18 protein-coding genes are annotated in these 15763 nt (G+C 63.3%); 7 read left to right on the top strand and 11 right to left on the bottom strand.

What is annotated here, in order from left to right:
• Position 1: 1 nt before the first annotated feature.
• From QKW60_RS10990 to QKW60_RS11005, 4 genes are read right to left on the bottom strand one after another with little or no spacing between them, the layout of a single operon-like run.
• Positions 2–973 carry a 2-hydroxyacid dehydrogenase gene (locus QKW60_RS10990; RefSeq protein ID WP_282368766.1) on the bottom strand — a complete coding sequence of 324 codons (972 nt, stop codon included), beginning with the start codon at positions 971–973 and terminating at the stop codon, positions 2–4.
• A 12-nt stretch (positions 974–985) separates the two neighbouring features.
• Positions 986–1879, bottom strand: a complete 894-nt coding sequence (sucD, locus tag QKW60_RS10995; protein WP_282368767.1) for a succinate--CoA ligase subunit alpha — start codon at positions 1877–1879, stop codon at positions 986–988.
• Positions 1879–3075: a malate--CoA ligase subunit beta gene (locus tag QKW60_RS11000; RefSeq protein WP_282368768.1), complete on the bottom strand. Its 1197-nt coding sequence runs from the start codon at positions 3073–3075 to the stop codon at positions 1879–1881. The genes sucD and QKW60_RS11000 overlap by 1 nt, the downstream gene beginning before the upstream one ends.
• A gap of 26 nt (positions 3076–3101) precedes the next feature.
• Positions 3102–4349, bottom strand: coding sequence for an aminotransferase class V-fold PLP-dependent enzyme (locus tag QKW60_RS11005; RefSeq protein WP_282368769.1), 1248 nt, complete (start codon positions 4347–4349; stop codon positions 3102–3104).
• A gap of 210 nt (positions 4350–4559) precedes the next feature.
• On the opposite strand from QKW60_RS11005, the gene QKW60_RS11010 reads away from it, so the two are divergent.
• From QKW60_RS11010 to QKW60_RS11020, 3 genes are all read left to right on the top strand, one after another.
• The gene (locus QKW60_RS11010) at positions 4560–5213 is read left to right on the top strand and encodes a response regulator transcription factor (protein WP_282368770.1); all 654 of its coding nucleotides are present in this window, start codon (positions 4560–4562) and stop codon (positions 5211–5213) included.
• A gap of 192 nt (positions 5214–5405) precedes the next feature.
• The gene (locus QKW60_RS11015) at positions 5406–6383 is read left to right on the top strand and encodes an HpcH/HpaI aldolase/citrate lyase family protein (protein ID WP_282368771.1); all 978 of its coding nucleotides are present in this window, start codon (positions 5406–5408) and stop codon (positions 6381–6383) included.
• A gap of 3 nt (positions 6384–6386) precedes the next feature.
• Complete coding sequence (locus QKW60_RS11020; RefSeq protein ID WP_282368772.1) at positions 6387–7634, top strand: glycerate kinase type-2 family protein; 1248 nt, start codon at positions 6387–6389, stop codon at positions 7632–7634.
• Between the two features lie 3 nt (positions 7635–7637).
• Here the strand turns inward: QKW60_RS11020 and QKW60_RS11025 are convergent, their stop codons facing one another.
• The 3 genes from QKW60_RS11025 to hemF form a co-directional block, all read right to left on the bottom strand.
• Complete coding sequence (locus tag QKW60_RS11025; RefSeq protein ID WP_282368773.1) at positions 7638–7928, bottom strand: chorismate mutase; 291 nt, start codon at positions 7926–7928, stop codon at positions 7638–7640.
• A 71-nt stretch (positions 7929–7999) separates the two neighbouring features.
• Positions 8000–8635 (bottom strand): LysE family translocator, encoded by a 636-nt coding sequence (locus tag QKW60_RS11030; RefSeq protein ID WP_282368774.1) that lies wholly within the window; start codon positions 8633–8635, stop codon positions 8000–8002.
• A gap of 7 nt (positions 8636–8642) precedes the next feature.
• A complete protein-coding gene (gene hemF, locus QKW60_RS11035) occupies positions 8643–9533 on the bottom strand; it encodes an oxygen-dependent coproporphyrinogen oxidase (protein WP_282368775.1) in 891 nt (296 codons plus the stop codon).
• A gap of 140 nt (positions 9534–9673) precedes the next feature.
• On the opposite strand from hemF, the gene QKW60_RS11040 reads away from it, so the two are divergent.
• Both QKW60_RS11040 and QKW60_RS11045 read left to right on the top strand, forming a co-directional pair.
• On the top strand, positions 9674–10051 hold the full coding sequence (locus QKW60_RS11040) for a hypothetical protein (RefSeq protein WP_282368777.1): 378 nt from the start codon (positions 9674–9676) through the stop codon (positions 10049–10051).
• 12 nt (positions 10052–10063) lie between these two features.
• The gene (locus QKW60_RS11045; protein ID WP_282368778.1) at positions 10064–10453 is read left to right on the top strand and encodes a hypothetical protein; all 390 of its coding nucleotides are present in this window, start codon (positions 10064–10066) and stop codon (positions 10451–10453) included.
• 2 nt (positions 10454–10455) lie between these two features.
• Here the strand turns inward: QKW60_RS11045 and QKW60_RS11050 are convergent, their stop codons facing one another.
• Genes QKW60_RS11050 through clpS form a run of 3 tightly spaced genes read right to left on the bottom strand, consistent with a single transcriptional unit; the run spans position 10456 to position 12654 of the window.
• Complete coding sequence (locus tag QKW60_RS11050; RefSeq protein WP_282368779.1) at positions 10456–11265, bottom strand: SDR family NAD(P)-dependent oxidoreductase; 810 nt, start codon at positions 11263–11265, stop codon at positions 10456–10458.
• 42 nt (positions 11266–11307) lie between these two features.
• On the bottom strand, positions 11308–12312 hold the full coding sequence (locus QKW60_RS11055; protein ID WP_282368780.1) for a class I SAM-dependent methyltransferase: 1005 nt from the start codon (positions 12310–12312) through the stop codon (positions 11308–11310).
• A 21-nt stretch (positions 12313–12333) separates the two neighbouring features.
• Positions 12334–12654 (bottom strand): ATP-dependent Clp protease adapter ClpS, encoded by a 321-nt coding sequence (clpS, locus tag QKW60_RS11060; protein WP_282369065.1) that lies wholly within the window; start codon positions 12652–12654, stop codon positions 12334–12336.
• Positions 12655–12826: 172 nt separating this feature from the next.
• On the opposite strand from clpS, the gene QKW60_RS11065 reads away from it, so the two are divergent.
• Together QKW60_RS11065 and QKW60_RS11070 are read left to right on the top strand one after the other, a co-directional pair.
• The gene (locus QKW60_RS11065; protein ID WP_282368781.1) at positions 12827–13546 is read left to right on the top strand and encodes an HAD family hydrolase; all 720 of its coding nucleotides are present in this window, start codon (positions 12827–12829) and stop codon (positions 13544–13546) included.
• Between the two features lie 222 nt (positions 13547–13768).
• A complete protein-coding gene (locus QKW60_RS11070) occupies positions 13769–15589 on the top strand; it encodes a D-alanyl-D-alanine carboxypeptidase family protein (RefSeq protein WP_282368782.1) in 1821 nt (606 codons plus the stop codon).
• Between the two features lie 6 nt (positions 15590–15595).
• Here QKW60_RS11070 and ccoS read toward each other — a convergent pair whose 3' ends face one another.
• Positions 15596–15754: a cbb3-type cytochrome oxidase assembly protein CcoS gene (gene ccoS, locus QKW60_RS11075; RefSeq protein WP_263739032.1), complete on the bottom strand. Its 159-nt coding sequence runs from the start codon at positions 15752–15754 to the stop codon at positions 15596–15598.
• Positions 15755–15763 lie beyond the last annotated feature (9 nt).

Raw genomic sequence — 15763 nt, forward strand, 5'->3', positions numbered from 1 at the left:
CTCAGGCCACCCGGTCCTGCGGCTCCCGGCCTTCGAAGAAGTCCTGAAGGTTCTGCAGCACACGCATTCCCATCCCCTCGCGCGTCTCGCGCGTGGCGGACCCCAGATGCGGCAACATGACGAGGTTGTCGGCATCCTTGAGGTCGGGGTGGATCAGCGGCTCGCGTTCAAAGACATCAAGCCCCGCGCCGCCGATGGTACCGAACCAAAGGGCCTGCGCCAGCGCGTGTTCGGCCACGACCTCACCGCGCGCGGTGTTGATCAGGAAGGCCGTCGGCTTCATCAGGTCCAGCCTGCGCGCATTGATCAGGTGCCGGTTCGCAGCACCGCCGGGGCAGTGGAGCGAGACGAAATCGCATTGCGGCAAGAGGTCCTCGACCGTGTCGACCTGCACCGCGTTGTAGCGGGCCAGGATTTCTGGTGCGACCTTGGACCGGTTCTGGACCAGGATCTTCATGCCGAACCCATGATGGGCGCGCTGCGCCATCGCCTGACCGATGCGGCCAAAACCGATGATGCCCAAAGTCGCGCCCGACACCTTGGTGCCGATGAGATGCGTGGGCCGCCAGCCGGTCCAGCGCCCCTCGCGCAGTTCCCGTTCACCCTCGCCCGCCCGCCGGGCCACCATCAGCATCAGCGTCATGGCGATATCGGCGGTGCATTCCGACAGCACGTCGGGCGTGTTCGTCACCGCGATGCCGTGCGATTTCGCGGCCTCGGTGTCGATATGGGCAAAGCCCACACCATAATTGGCAAGGATGCGGGTCCGGGTCTTGGGCAGATCGAAGACCGGGGCGGGCAGACGGTCGGTCACGGTCGGCAGAACCGCGTCGTAATCGGCCATCGCCGCCCTTATGTCATCCGGCCCCAGAGGCCGGTCGTCGCGATTGATGGTCAGGTCAAAGACCTCGGCCATCTTTGCCTCGACCGCTTCGGGCCAGCGCCGCGTGACAAGCACTCTGGGTTTCGTCATCGTGAAGTCTCCTCAGGCCGCTTCTTTCTTCATTACCCGCGCGATCGTCTCGCCGATGATCGAGGGATGCTCTGCCACGGTTACACCCGCCGCCGAAAGGATTTCCACCTTTTCTGACGCGCTTTCGCCAAAGGCCGAGATGATCGCACCGGCATGGCCCATCGTGCGGCCCTTCGGCGCGGTCAGACCCGCGATATAGGCGATGACCGGTTTGGTCATGTGGTTCTGGATGTATTCCGCCGCCTCGGCTTCCTGCGGTCCGCCGATCTCGCCGATCATGCAGATGACATGGGTGTCGGGATCGGCTTCGAACTGCTCCAGGATATCGCGGAACGAAGAGCCGTTGATCGGGTCGCCACCGATGCCGACGGAGGTCGAAACCCCGATGCCGCGATCCTTGAGCTGCTGGGCAGCCTCATAGCCAAGCGTGCCTGAACGGCCAACGATACCGACATGGCCGGGCAGGTAGATATGGCCCGGCATGATGCCGCAAAGCGCCTTGCCCGGGCTGATCGTGCCCGCGCAGTTCGGCCCGGTCAGCACCATGCGGCGCTCTTTCGGGTAGCGGTACATGTAACGCTTCACCCGGATCATGTCCTGTGCCGGGATGCCGTCGGTCACGCAGACCGCGTAGCGGATGCCGCCATCGGCCGCTTCCATGATGCTGTCCGCCGCAAAGGGGGGCGGCACGAAGACGAGGCTCGTATTCGCGCCGGTCGCCTCGACGGCTTCCTTGACGGTGTTGAAGACCGGCACGCCATGGGCGGTCTCGCCACCCTTGCCCGGCACGACACCACCGACGACATTGGTGCCGTATTCGATCATTTCCTTTGTGTGAAAGCTCGCGAGGCGTCCGGTGATGCCCTGGACGATGACGCGGCTGTCGCGGTCGAGATAGATGCTCATCAGACGGCCCTCAGCTTGGAGTTCTGGGTCTTGTCATTCTGCCATGCAGTCACGGCACGTTCGGCGGCTTCCATCAGCGTGGTGGCGCGGATGATCGGCAGGCCGGATTGGGCAAGGATCTTCTGACCCTCTTCCACATTGGTGCCCGCAAGACGGACGATGACCGGGACATCGACCGGGTTCTGGGTCAGCGCCTGGACGACGCCCTCGGCCACCCAGTCACAGCGGTTGATCCCGGCGAAGATGTTGACCAGAACCGCCTGCACATTCGCATCCGACAGAACCAGCTTGAAGGCTTTCGCCACCCGCTCGGGCGTGGCACCGCCACCGATATCGAGGAAGTTCGCAGGCTCGCCGCCCGCCAGCTTAATCGTGTCCATCGTCGCCATCGCGAGACCCGCGCCATTGACGATGCAGCCGATATTGCCGGTCAGACCGATATAGTTCAGGCCCCGGTCGGCCGCGCGCGCCTCGCGCGGGTCTTCCTGGCTCTTGTCGCGCAGTTCCGCCACATGCGGATGACGGAACAGAGCATTGCCGTCGAAGGTCATCTTGGCGTCGAGCGCAAGGATGCGGTCGTCCGAGGTGATGACAAGCGGGTTGATCTCCACCATGGTCGCGTCAAGCTCGGTGAAGGCGCGGTAGCAGCCCTGCAGGGTGCGGACCATCTGCTGGGTCAGCTTCGCCGGAATGCCAAGGGCAAACGCAATCTCACGCGCCTGGAATTCCTGCAGGCCGACGGCCGGTTCGACGGTCGAACGGACGATCGACTCGGGCTTCTCTGCCGAGATTTCCTCGATCTCCATCCCACCTTCGGACGAGGCGACGATCATCACCCGCTGCGAGGTGCGGTCAAGAACGAAGCCCAGATAGATCTCCTGCTCGAACGCTACTGCCGCCTCAACATAGACGCGGTAGACGCCCTTGCCCTCGGGCCCGGTCTGATGCGTCACCAGCTTCTTGCCGAACATCTCGTCAGCGGCATCGAGGATCTCGCCCTCGCTGTCGCACAGCTTCACGCCACCGGCCTTGCCCCGGCCACCGGCATGAACCTGCGCCTTGACGATCCAGCGGTTGCCGCCCAGTTCGCGGGCGCGGTAGGCTGCCTGTTCGGGGCTGTAGGCCAGCCCGCCATCGGGGACTGTGACCCCAAACCGGCCGAGGATTTCCTTGGCCTGATATTCATGAATGTCCATTCGCGAGCCTCCTCCGCCCGTGGTATTTATTCAGCCGCCATCGCGGATTGATAATGCCGGTCCAGCCCTGCCTGAACCGCGCCCATGTCGATCTCGGCGCCCATCTCCTTCATCGCGACGGCAAAGCGCATGACGATATCGGTGATGGCCCGTTCCGAAAGCTGGTTCAGGATGCCGATGCGGACCTGAACGGGTTCGCTGAGCGTCGGCCAGATGCCGAAGCCCTTGGCGCGGCAGCCCTGCACCAGTTCCTTTTCGCGGCCCGCAAGCGAGGCGGGCAGGTTCAGGACGACAAGGCTGGTCATGTTCGAGGTCACATCGCAGCCCATCGCCGTGACGGCATCGCGCAGTGCCTTTTCGTGGAACGCATAGTCGCGGGCCTTCTGCGCGCGGCCATGCTGAAGCGTGATGCGCAATGCCTCATGGAAAGCAGCGACGGCATAGCCCGAATGGGTGCGGTGATAGGAACCGGCGGCGACATCCTTGCCGTCGACGATACCCCAGTGGCGCGCTTCCAGCACCGGGTTGTGGACGTAAGAGGCGCAGCCATTGGCGCGCACATGGGCGATATAGCGATCGGTGAAGCTGACCGGCGCATAGGTGAGCGGCAGGCAAAGGACGCCCTTCTGCGGGCACGACGCCCAGCCGACCACGCCCGGATAGGCGTCGATGGAAAAGTCGGCGATCCCGAGGGAAGAGACCGCGTCCACGAGCCCCATCGCACCATGCCGCTCGCAGGCATCCGAGAAACCCTGAAGATCATTGATCCGGCCCGAACCGGTTTCCCAATGCGCCATGAAGGCCCATTTCGGTTTCTTGCTGGCCAGCGCCTTCTCGACGATTTCGCCCGTCACCGACTGGCCATGCGGCACATTGATGATGGTGACCGACGCGGCCTGCGGGTCCATTGCATTCGCGGCCAGTTCCTCGCGGGTCGCGGCTTTCATGCGGATCGTCAGACCGTCGATGCCGGAAAAGGTGCCGTTGACGAAGGCCACGACCGTGTCGCCCGGCAGGATCGCGCCCAGCATACAGTCGAGGCCGGAAAAGCCGGTGCCGCCGACGCCGTAGGTGTAGGTGTTCTTGGTGCCCCAGACCTGCCGCAGCATCTCCTTGCACTCGATCATGCCGCGCAGCACGTCGGCCTGCATGTGATCGGCAAGGCCGGTCTGGGCAAAACGCGCCAGAACCCGCGGGTCGGTATTGCCGGGGCCGGGGCCCGCCGCAAGCGTCTCGGGAATGTCGAGCTGCGGGAAGATCGTCATATCATTCATCGGGCGGGGCTCCACAAATTCTGGCTGTGCCGGATCACTCCGGTGTCAGGATTCAGATAATCGGGCTTGCCGTCGCGTCACAACCTGCGTTACTCCTGCTTTTGGGTATCCAGTTAGGTGGGTAAAAACCTACCCATAATGGTATGAATACTGAGGTATACCGAAAAACGACCAACCAGAATGGGTAGGTTTTTAGAAAAAGGCCAATGAATGCAAAACCTTGACCCCGCCGCCAAGCCGATCTCGGTCTCGCTCGCAGATGGCAATCCGCTGGTTCTGTCGGCCATGTCAGAACTTTTCGACCGCGACCCCCGATTCTCGCTGGTGGCCACATCCGCCACGGCCGAGGGGTTTCTCGGGATGGTGATGCGGGTGCCGGTCAGGATCGGCGTTGTCGACTGGAATGTCCCCGCGCTTGGCGGCCAGAAACTGATCGAGGTTCTGCGCGAACAGGCGAACGCGCCGCGGTTCGTGGTCTACGGCGACGACCCCAAGGGCGAAACGGCACGCCAGGCGATGCTCTCGGGGGCGGCGGGCTTTGTCGGACGCAACACGCCGGTCGAGAAGCTTCTCGAAACCTGCCTCGCCGTGGCGCAGGGCCAGATGGTCTTTCCCTTCCTCGACATCCGCGAATTGCAGGCCGACCCGATCCACAGCCTGACCCGCCGCGAACGCGCTTTGCTGGAGGCTCTGTCGCAGGGTCTGACCAACAAGGACCTCGCCCGGGATTTCGAGATTTCGGCCAACACGGTGAAGTTCCACCTGTCGAACCTTTTCGAAAAACTCGGGGTCTCGAACCGCGCTCAGGCGATCGCGTTTTACTACTCGTCGCGCCTTCCCGGCGAACGTGCCGGGCCGCGCTGACCGGGCACTTGCCGGACGCCTGCCATACGTTTTGCCGACAGTGCGCCGACGCTTTGCCGACCACAGAAAATGGCTTTTCGGACATTGCTCAGCGTCATTCTGTCGCGCAAGAATCTTTCTTGACAGGCGAAGATTTTTCCGTCCTTGAATGGCGCCCGTTACCCAACGGCAACCCATCCAAGGACGTCCCCCATGAGCTTCCATGTCATCGAACAGGCCCCCGCGCGGCTCAACCGCAGCGAATTGGCCGTCCCCGGCAGCGCCCCGCAAATGTTTGAAAAAGCAGCGCAATCTGATGTCGACGTGATCTTCCTCGATCTCGAGGACGCGGTCGCGCCGGACGACAAGGCGCAGGCCCGAAAGAACATCATCAAGGCCCTGAATGAGGTCGATTGGGGCAAGAAAACCATGTCCGTCCGAATCAACGGTCTGGACACGCATTACATGTATCGTGATGTCGTCGATGTCGTGGAACAGGCCGGCGAACGGCTCGACCTGATCATGATTCCGAAGGTCGGAACCGCCGCCGATGTCTATGCCGTCGACATGATGGTGACCCAGATCGAGGATGCGAAAGGCTACAAGAAACGGATCGGATTCGAACACATCATCGAGACCGCGCTCGGCATGCAGAACGTGACCGAAATCGCCGGTGCCTCGAAGCGGAACGAGAGCCTGCATTTCGGCGTCGCCGACTATGCCGCCTCCACCCGCGCGCGTACCACGATCATCGGCGGCGTGAACCCGGATTACTCGGTCCTGACCGACCCTCTTGAGGACGGCAGCCGTGCGGTTCACTGGGGTGATATGTGGCACTATGCGCTGGCCCGCATGGTCGTAGCCGCCCGCGCCAATGGCTTGCGTCCCATCGACGGTCCGTTCGGCGATTTCCAGGACCCCGAGGGCTACAAGGCCGCCGCGAAACGGGCGGCCGTACTCGGCTGCGAAGGTAAATGGGCGATCCATCCGTCCCAGATCGCGCTCGCCAATGAGGTGATGAGCCCGTCCGAGGCCGAAGTCACCAAGGCGCAGCGTATTCTGAAGGCGATGGAAGACGCCGCCGCCGCCGGCAAGGGGGCCGTGTCGCTTGACGGTCGCCTGATCGACTATGCCTCGATCCGTCAGGCTGAAGTGCTGGTCCAGAAGGCCAAGCAGATCGCGGGTGCCTGAGCCATGTCTGCGTTGCGCGAGAGGGCGAAAGAGCTGTTCCAGATCGCCTGCCGGGCGGCCGATCCGGCCCTTGCCCTTCGCGCGGCGTTGACCGAAAATCCCTTGCCCCGCCCCGATCCGGGCGGGGTATATCATGTTGTTTCTATTGGGAAAGCTGCCGTCCCGATGGCGACTGAACTGCTGCGTCAGTTGGGCGATGACGCCCACGACGCGCTTGTGATCACAAATTATGAAAATGCCGGTAACCTGCCCGGCGCGACGGTCATGGCCTCGGGTCATCCAGTGCCGGACGAGAACGGCGCAAAGGCGGCCGCAGAGGTCATCAGCCGTCTCACAAACACGACGGAAGCCGATCGGGTCATCGCCCTTATCTCCGGCGGCGGCTCGGCGCTTCTCCCTGCCCCGGCGGAGGGGCTGACGCTCGCCGACAAGGCCGAGGTCAACCGCCTGCTTCTCGCCCACGGCTTCGAGATCACGGAGATCAACCTGATCCGCCAGCAGCTTTCCCGGCTGAAGGGGGGCGGGTTCCTGCGCCATGCCGCTCCGTCTCCGGTCACCGCCTATATCCTGTCGGACGTGATCGGCGACGACCTGCGGGTCATCGCATCGGGCCCGACCGTCGCGCCCATCGGTACATCCGGGGATGCGAAGGCCCTGCTGACTGAACGCGGCATCTGGGACCAGTTGCCTGCCACTGTCCGCGCACATCTGGAGGCCGAGAAACCGCAACACCCTCTGCCAAAAGCAAAAAACATCCTGATCGGCTCGAACCGCAAAAGCCTTGATGCTGTTGCGACAGCTGCCGGAACCGGTGCCCGGATCGTCAGCGACCACCTCACAGGCGATGTCGCCGAGGCCGCTGAAGCGGTGATCCACACCGCCCGAAACGCGCCAAGGGACCGCCCCGCCTGCCTGATCTTCGGCGGCGAAACCACTGTTGTCCTAAAAGGCACCGGCCTCGGCGGACGCAATCAGGAACTCAGCTTGCGCGTCGCGCTCGCCATGCCCGATCTCGGCCGCGATTGGGTGTTCCTTTCCGGCGGCACCGATGGCCGCGATGGTCCGACCGATGCGGCGGGGGGCATTGTCGATTCCGGAACGGCGGGGCGTATCCGTGCCGCCGGGCGAGACCCCGAAGCGCTTCTGGCCAACAATGACAGCCACGCCGCCCTGAAGGCCGCAGGCGACCTGCTTACCACCGGCGCCACGGGCACCAATGTCGCCGATGTCCAGATTCTGATGCTGAAGTAGGGCTCAGCGCCCGATCACGTCCTCTTCGCGGGCAATCGACCAGTCGATGAGCCGCCGCCAGAGCGCCTCGGCCAAAGCGGGATCGAATCCTTCCGCCTCGGCCCGGTCACGAACTTTCGCGACGACTTCTTCGACCCGGTCCTCTATCCGGGCGGGAAGGCCGAGGGCGGGCTTCAGGTCGGATGCGCGGTCGATATAGGTGGTGCGTTCGGCCAGAAGCGCGACAAGCGCCGCATCGACCCGGTCGATCTCGGCCCTCACCTGTTCCATGGTCGTGCAATCCGCCGCTTTCATTCCACTCTCCGTCCGCTTGCGCCCGCGTCATACCGCCATGGGCCGTGCTGCACAATGCGGCCCCTTGTCCGTCATAGCGCCGTTCGTCCTGTTGCCCAGGCGAACCAGAGCGCAATGAGTGCCAGAAGCGCCGACAAAACCCGCCGAACGATCCGGCTGCGGCGTGGGTCATCGAGGATATGTCGGGCAAGCCCGGCGAGGATCACAATGGCAGCGTGGATGGCAGTCGCGACGGCCACGTAAACCATTGAGAGAGTTATCGTTTCTGTCAATACCTTGCCCGCTGGATCGGTAAATGCGGGCAGGACCGCGATATAAAAGACGGCCGCCTTGGGGTTCAAAAGATTGGTGATCAGACCGCGCCGGAAATACCGCCACATCCGCGCACCGAAGGGCATCTTGTCGATCCCGTCGCCGCCGTCGCGCCAGCCATCCCATGCGAGCCAGAGAAGGTAGAAAACCCCGCCCCAGCGCAATGTCTCGTAAAGAAAGGGCGACGCCGTGACCGCCGCCGCGACGCCAAGGGCCGCCGCGATACCCACGATCCCGAGCCCCAGCGCCACGCCCGCCACTGCGGCAAAACCCGGTCGGCGGCCTTCGGTCGCGGCCACGATGGCAAGCCAGGCCATATTAGGGCCAGGCGTCAGTTCGATGACCGCCGAGGTCAGGATGAAGGCCGCCAGCGTTTCAAGGGCCAGGCCATCCATCGCCGGGTCAGACCCATTTCGCCAAGGGCGGCAGGCTCATCAGCACCGCATTGGCGTCATGTCCGCTCTCGAGCCCGAACTTGGTGCCCCGGTCGTAGACAAGGTTGTATTCGGCATATAGCCCGCGATGGATAAGCTGGGTGTCGCGATCTTCGTCGCTCCACGGTGTTTCGCGCCTGCGGTCGACCAGTGGCAGGAAGGCGGGCAGGAACGCCTTTCCGACCGACTGGACGAAGGCGAAATCGGCTTCCCAGTTTCCGGTGTTCAGATCGTCGAAGAAAATGCCACCGACCCCGCGCGCACGGCCCCGGTGCGGCACAAAGAAATATTCGTCTGCCCACGACTTGAAGCGACCGTAATAGCCCGGATCATGGGCATCGCAAGCCGCCGCCAAAGCCGCGTGAAAATGGGTCGTGTCCCCTTTATATTCGATGCAGGGATTGAGGTCGGCCCCGCCGCCAAACCACCAGGCATGCGGCGTCCAGAACATGCGGGTGTTCATGTGAACCGCAGGGACATGGGGGTTGCGCATATGGGCGACAAGGCTGATGCCCGTGGCCCAGAAGCGCGGATCGGTTTCCATCCCCGGCACGCCGCGCGCGGCCATCGCCGATTGCGCCCGGGCGCCAAGCTCGCCATGCACGACGGAGACATTGACGCCGACCTTCTCGAAGACCCGGCCCCCGCGCATCACGTTCATGCAGCCGCCGCCCGCATCCTCCCCGCGGGTGGACTTGCGTTGCGTCTGTGTGCGTTCAAACCGTCCGGGCGCGAGGTCCGAGGCGGGCCCGGAACTGTGCTTGTCCTCAATGGCCACGAACGCTGAAAGGATGTCGTCGCGCAGCGCGCGGAACCAGGCCGCTGCCCGTGCCTTCTGTGGTTCGATTTCCCCGGTCATTCTGACTGCACCTGCTTTGGACCGATCCCGCCTAGCATCTTTCCGATTTCCCCGCCAGATCGGCCCGGTTGTTTCGTGATTTGGCCGGGGTGGAAATGTGGCGTATTGTCAGACGCGTAGCCATTGCCGGGAGTTGCCCCATGCCGATTTTTCCTCGGACCGCACTCATCCTGTTCACCCTAACGCTGACCGCTTGCGAGGGTGATCGGGTGGCAAACTGCGCCGGTCCCGAGCAGCGCGAACTGCGCACGGTCGAGGAGTTGATTGCCGAAACCCGGGCCCGGATTGAACGGGGCTATACAATGGAACGTCAGGACAGCGGTGCGAATGTGAACTTCTGCCTTGGCGGGCGCCAGTCCAATGTCGGGGTGAGCTTCTGCACGGATCCCGGGACGCGCAGCCGGCCGGTGGCCATTGACAGCGCCGCCGAGCAGCGGAAACTGGCATCTCTGGAGGCGCGTCGGGAGGCATTGCGTGCCCGGATCGCCGCCCTTCGTGCCTCCTGTGGACAGAGCTGACCCGAGGTCCCCATGCTGATACGAAGACTAGTGCCCCTCGTCCTGCTTGCAGCTCTCGCCGCCTGCGGCACGCCGCAGGAACAATGCATCCGCAGGGCAACGCATGAAGTTCGTACCCTCGATCAGCTAATCGCCGAAACGGAAGCCAATCTGGCCCGTGGCTACGCCTATGAGGAGCGGGAAGTTGTCCGCCACGTCTGGCAACGCTGTGATGATTACATCGGCCAGATACCCCATCGCCGGATGTGCCTGGAACCGGTGTTTGACACGGTCAAACGCCCGGTTGCAATCGATCCTGAGGTCGAAACCCGCAAGCTCGAAGGCCTGAAGAGCCGCCGTGCCGCTTTGGCCAAAAGCGCACAGGCCGAAATTGCCGCCTGCCGGGCCAAATACCCCGAATAGGGTCAATAGGCGGGAACCGGCGCCGGGTCGATCAGACTGCGGCCACCGTCAACGGTCAGGATCTGACCGGTGACGAACCCCGACCCGTCCGAGGCGAGGAACTGCGCCACATCGGCCAGTTCCGAGGGCGGCGCGATGCGGCGCATCGGCGTGGCGTCGGTGATCGTGCCGCGCCAGTCGGGATTGTCCTTGAGGCTGGCCTGAAGGCTCGCGCTCATGACGCTGGCCAGAGCGATGCCGTTCACCCGGATACGCTCCGGTGCAAGCGCCACCGCAAGCGACCGGGTTGCCTGATCTAGCGCGGCTGAAGCGACGGAATAGGCCAGGAATTCCGGCTGGGTGCGGCGGGCGGCCAGCGTCGAGATATTGATGATGGAGCCGACCGGCCCCTCCTCGTGCCCTTCCTTTTCGGCTTGGGCGATCATCCGCTTCGCGGTCATCTGGCTCAGCTTCAGCGAGGTCATGAGGTTCTGTTTCAGCATTACCTCCAGCCCCTCGTCATCGGGGTTGAGAGGGTCCGATGTCACGATACCGCGACTGGCATTGACGAGGATGTCGATGCGTTCGAAGGCGTCGACCGTCGCTGACAGCAGGTTGGCAAGTGTCAGCTTCTGGCTCAGATCGCCACCGAAATAGCGCACGTTGCCTTCTTCGGCGGCCTCCGCGCCGACCTCGTCCGCCAGCTTTGCTTCATCCATGTCGGCGAACATGACCTTCGCGCCGAGATCAACGAAGTGACGGGCAATGGCGAGGCCGACGCCCCGCGCGGCACCTGTGACGATGGCGGTCTTGCCGGAAATAGAAAGGGACATGAGTGGTCCGGTTTTGATTCTGTTGGCGCAGGTTAGAGGATTTCAGCGGCGCGGGCGAGGCGCCTGCACCGGACGGGCTGCACTGAAGAGCTTGAAGGCTCCGTCACCACCGATTTCCGAGACATCGCGGAAATGCGACGAGAGCACGGCCTCATAGGGCAAGTGCCGGTTGGCAACCATGAAGAGCCGCCCGGACGGCACCAGCATTTCCGACGCCGCTGCAATGAATGCGGCACCAAGTGCGGGTTCTGCTGCGCGCCCGGTATGGAACGGCGGGTTCATCACCACCGCGTCAAAGCGTGCCTCGGGCCGGAACCGGGTCGCGTCCGCCCAGTGAAACCGCGCCCGCGGATCGCTGATATTGGCGCGGGCGCAGTCGAGCGCCGAATGGTCGGCCTCGATCAGATGCAATTCCGTAACACCCGGATGCGACAGTATCTGAGCCGAAAGCCAGCCCCAGCCGGCGCCGAGGTCGGCGATGCGGCCTTTCAATCCGGCGGGCAGGGCGGCGGCAAGCAGCGCCGAGCCGGGGTCGGGTTTCTCGGCCGAAAAGACGCCCGGCCGGGTGATGAAGCCGGGGGCTGGGTGCAGGTCGTCTGCTACCCAGTCTGCAAATTCCGGTCCGGTGGCGAAGGAGAATATCCGGCCATGTGCTTTCGACAGGGATGACGCTACCGGAACCCGGGCACGGATATCCTTCAGCATCGTCTCGACACCGTCGGTCTTCTGCCCGTCCACCCAGATCGTGCCGCCCGGTGTTACGCGTTCCGCTGCCGCCGCTATCCAGGCGCGGCCCGCCACCCGTGAGCGAGGCAGGCAGACCAGCGCGGCATCGAAACTGTCACCGGCCGACCCGAAATCGGGAACGACCCGGATCCCCCGCGCCGCCAGAGCATCGTGATCGGGGCGGAATCCCTGTACAGCCACGATAGCGTCCGGGGGCAGGGCGGACAGATCCGTATCTGCCACCGGCCCGACCACCAACCAGCGGGAAGCGGGCAGCGGTTCTGCGCCCTCAAGCGCGAGAGAAAGTCTCGAATGGCTCATCTGAACACCGGGCGCGCCGCCCTATTCCTTTTCCATCGTGCATTGCAGCGGATGCTGGTGCCTGCGGGAAAAGTCCATCACCTGCGCCACCTTGGTCTCGGCCACCTCGAACGAGAAAACGCCGACAACCGCCAGACCCTTCTTATGCACCGTCAGCATGATCTCGAACGCCTGGCTGTGGTTCAAGCCGAAGAAACGTTCCAGCACATGAACGACGAATTCCATTGGCGTGTAGTCGTCGTTCAGCAGCATGACCTTGTAAAGCGGCGGGCGTTGCGTCTTCGGTCGTGTCTTGGTGATGACCGCCGCATCCGGAGAATCGCCGTCTTTGCGGTCCGACATGAGGATGGGGCGCAAGGGCAAGCGATCAAACTCCTTCAGGCACGGCGACCGGAATCGGGCGCAGCGGGTTCAGATCTTCAATATAAACCCTCAGGCGTTTGAGAAAAGGGCTGCATTGTCACGGATTGAAGCGATTGCTCCAAGGCGTCAGACTGGCGCGGCGGAGATGACCATGCCTAGACTCACCACAATAGGCTTCGATGCCGACGATACGCTCTGGCATAACGAGCGGTTCTTTCAGCTCACGCAGGAAAGGTTTGCCGAGCTTCTTGCCGATTATGCGCCACGCGATCATTTGCAGGAACGACTCCTGGCGGCTGAACGGCGCAATCTTGGCCATTACGGGTTCGGCATAAAAGGCTTCGTCCTGTCGATGATCGAAACCGCCATCGAGGTGACCGAGGACCGCGTGCCGGCCACCGTGATCCGCGAACTGATCGCGGCCGGGCAGGAGATGCTGGCCCATCCGATCGAGCTTCTGCCCCATGCGGGCGAAGTGGTGGAGGCTTTGCGGCACGACTATCGCGTATTGCTGATCACCAAGGGCGATCTTCTCGATCAGGAACGCAAGCTGGCGCAGTCGGGGTTGGGCGACTTGTTCCACGGGGTGGAGATCGTGTCGGACAAGACGGAACCGGTCTATTCCTCTCTTTTCTGCCGCCACGGTGTTTCGCCCGACACTGCGATGATGGTCGGCAATTCGCTGAAATCGGACGTTCTGCCGGTTCTGCGGATCGGCGGGTGGGGCGTTCATGTCCCCCATGATCTGACCTGGGCGCTGGAACACGAAGCGCCTCCGAAGGGCGAGGAGCGGTTTCGCACACTGACCGATCTGGGCGAGCTTGAATCGCTTGTGACCCGAATTGAGGAAGATTTTGTGGCTACGCGTTGATGCGCCACCATATATGCCAAAGCTAACGTCGTTCCTGTCCACGGGACGCCGGTCAAGGACACAATCGGCAAAGATGTTGAATTAAGAGTGTTTTCGCATCCATCTGCCTATGTTATCGTCAAGCAAATCAAAGAAGTCCCGGCACAAACGACCGGGACATGAGGCAGGATAAAGGTGAGACAGGTGTTTACTTGTCCGGGGCAGTGCGTCCAACGCACTCTGATGGCTGTCGCGTTCGCGCTCGTCTGCGTGTTCGCCCCGGTGCTTGCATTCGCGGCACCCTATGCCGACTTCGTCATCGATGCCCGGACGGGTGAGGTCCTGCATCAGGACAACGCTGATACGCGGCTGCATCCAGCCTCTCTGACCAAGATGATGACGCTTTACATCGCCTTCGAGGCGATCGAGCGGGGTGAAATCACGCTCGACAGCAAGGTCACGATTTCCAAACACGCCGCTTCGCAGCCGCCGTCAAAGCTGGGGCTGCGCCCCGGTCAGACCATTGCACTACGCTACCTGATCCGTGCCGCCGCGATCAAATCGGCGAATGATGCCGCCACCGCCATCGGCGAAGCGATCGAAGGGTCGGAGCCGGCCTTTGCAAAACGCATGAACCGCACCGCGAAGGCGCTGGGCATGACCCGGACGACATTTGTCAACGCGAACGGCCTGACGGCCAAGGGGCATCTGTCGACGGCGCGTGACATGACGACGCTCGGACGTCACGTATTCTATGACTTCCCACAGTATTATAATCTTTTTTCCCGCACGACGGCCGATGCGGGCGTTGCGCGCGTTGCGCATACCAACCGTCGTTTTCTCGCGGCTTACAAGGGCGCCGACGGGATCAAGACCGGATATACAGCGGCGGCTGGGTTCAATCTCACAGCCTCCGCGCAGCGCGGAAACAAGCGTATCATTGCCACCGTTTTCGGTGGCAAGTCCACCGCCACACGCAACGCGCGGGTTGCGGAACTGATGGATCTTGGGTTTGGCAAGGCGCCGACTCGGGTTGCGGTGCAGAAACCCGCGCGTCCCGTCTATGTTGCCGAGGTTGAGGAGAAGGACGACGAGGCCGCGCGGATTCTGGCCGAGGCAGTGACCGGGTCGACGACGATGCCCGCGGGCAAGGTCATCCGCCTCGACACCGCCGTGAAAGTCAGCCCGCGCCCGAAGCCGCGCCCGATACCCGCCGCCGCACCGGCGCCCGAAGACGTTCTGATTGCGATGCAAGGCGCGATCGAAACGGTTGTTGCCGAGGTGGAGCCAGCCTCGGCAACCGCAGCGCGGCCTGAACCGAAACCCGAGGCCTTGGTGGAAGCGGTCCCGACGGAAGCGGTGGAGGTTGCGGCCGGCATCGAAGCGGAGGCCGAAACCGAACTGGCCACCGCCACGCCGGAACCTGCCGAACCCGCCTTTGTGCAGACGACTACGCCGCAACCCGAAACACTCGCTGCGGTCGATCCGACAATTGCGCCCGCGCCCGGGGCTGAAGCTACGCCTGCCGAGGATGAAGACGCGATCGCCATGGCCCTCGCCATGGCTGTGGCCGCAGCCCCACTGACCGAAGTGGAGCCGATTCCGAGCGCCGAGCCTGAACCCGCCCCTTCGACGGAAACAGTACTCGTCGAGGCAGTTCCGACCGCCGAGGCGGCCGAGCCGACCGTGCCAAAGGCGGTTCTTTCCGCCACCCGTCCGGCACGGCCAGCCGAACCCCAGCCCGAACAGGTCGTGCTCGCCTCCCTCGCGACGGCAGAGCCGGAGGCCGAGGAACCGCTGGAGGTCGTCACCCGTGTCTCCACCTCAGGCGGTCGGCAATGGTCGATCAATGTCGGTCACTTCTCGTCGCGCTACAATGCTGAGCGCCAGCTGCTCCAGACCGCGCTGATCGAGATCAACACCCTTGAGGAGAGTTTGCGCAAGGTTGTCGCTCGTCGCGGCGGATATGACGCCAATTTCGTCGGTATGACCGAAGAGATGGCCGCACTCGCCTGCCGGCGCCTGCAGGCGCGGCAGACCGAATGCACGGTGGTCGGTCCCTAAACAGGATCAAGGTTTGGGGTGGTCGTCCCAGTCGTCGCCAAGGATGCGATGCGCGTCGCCGTCCGGGTCGTCATATTGCCGGTGTCTTAGCGTCCAGAGGAAGGCAACCAGCCCAACCCCGCCGAGGAACAGCGAGACCGGGATCAGGAGCGCGAGCATTTCCATCTATGGGTC

It is taken from the genome of Albidovulum aestuarii, assembly GCF_029961185.1.
In the GTDB taxonomy this organism is placed as follows: Bacteria; Pseudomonadota; Alphaproteobacteria; order Rhodobacterales; family Rhodobacteraceae; genus Albidovulum; species Albidovulum aestuarii.

Bases quoted from the DNA above. Each gene is read 5' to 3' on its own strand.
- clpS (WP_282369065.1), bottom strand. From the start codon at position 12,654: ATGTCGGACCGCAAAGACGGCGATTCTCCGGATGCGGCGGTCATCACC.
- sucD (WP_282368767.1), bottom strand. From the start codon at position 1,879: ATGAGCATCTATCTCGACCGCGACAGCCGCGTCATCGTCCAGGGCATC.
- QKW60_RS11050 (WP_282368779.1), bottom strand. From the start codon at position 11,265: ATGTCCCTTTCTATTTCCGGCAAGACCGCCATCGTCACAGGTGCCGCG.
- QKW60_RS11070 (WP_282368782.1), top strand. From the start codon at position 13,769: ATGGCTGTCGCGTTCGCGCTCGTCTGCGTGTTCGCCCCGGTGCTTGCA.
- QKW60_RS11010 (WP_282368770.1), top strand. From the start codon at position 4,560: ATGCAAAACCTTGACCCCGCCGCCAAGCCGATCTCGGTCTCGCTCGCA.
- QKW60_RS11030 (WP_282368774.1), bottom strand. From the start codon at position 8,635: ATGGATGGCCTGGCCCTTGAAACGCTGGCGGCCTTCATCCTGACCTCG.
- QKW60_RS11065 (WP_282368781.1), top strand. From the start codon at position 12,827: ATGCCTAGACTCACCACAATAGGCTTCGATGCCGACGATACGCTCTGG.
- ccoS (WP_263739032.1), bottom strand. From the start codon at position 15,754: ATGGAAATGCTCGCGCTCCTGATCCCGGTCTCGCTGTTCCTCGGCGGG.
- QKW60_RS10990 (WP_282368766.1), bottom strand. From the start codon at position 973: ATGACGAAACCCAGAGTGCTTGTCACGCGGCGCTGGCCCGAAGCGGTC.
- hemF (WP_282368775.1), bottom strand. From the start codon at position 9,533: ATGACCGGGGAAATCGAACCACAGAAGGCACGGGCAGCGGCCTGGTTC.
- QKW60_RS11025 (WP_282368773.1), bottom strand. From the start codon at position 7,928: ATGAAAGCGGCGGATTGCACGACCATGGAACAGGTGAGGGCCGAGATC.
- QKW60_RS11045 (WP_282368778.1), top strand. From the start codon at position 10,064: ATGCTGATACGAAGACTAGTGCCCCTCGTCCTGCTTGCAGCTCTCGCC.
- QKW60_RS11000 (WP_282368768.1), bottom strand. From the start codon at position 3,075: ATGGACATTCATGAATATCAGGCCAAGGAAATCCTCGGCCGGTTTGGG.
- QKW60_RS11040 (WP_282368777.1), top strand. From the start codon at position 9,674: ATGCCGATTTTTCCTCGGACCGCACTCATCCTGTTCACCCTAACGCTG.
- QKW60_RS11020 (WP_282368772.1), top strand. From the start codon at position 6,387: ATGTCTGCGTTGCGCGAGAGGGCGAAAGAGCTGTTCCAGATCGCCTGC.
- QKW60_RS11005 (WP_282368769.1), bottom strand. From the start codon at position 4,349: ATGAATGATATGACGATCTTCCCGCAGCTCGACATTCCCGAGACGCTT.
- QKW60_RS11055 (WP_282368780.1), bottom strand. From the start codon at position 12,312: ATGAGCCATTCGAGACTTTCTCTCGCGCTTGAGGGCGCAGAACCGCTG.
- QKW60_RS11015 (WP_282368771.1), top strand. From the start codon at position 5,406: ATGAGCTTCCATGTCATCGAACAGGCCCCCGCGCGGCTCAACCGCAGC.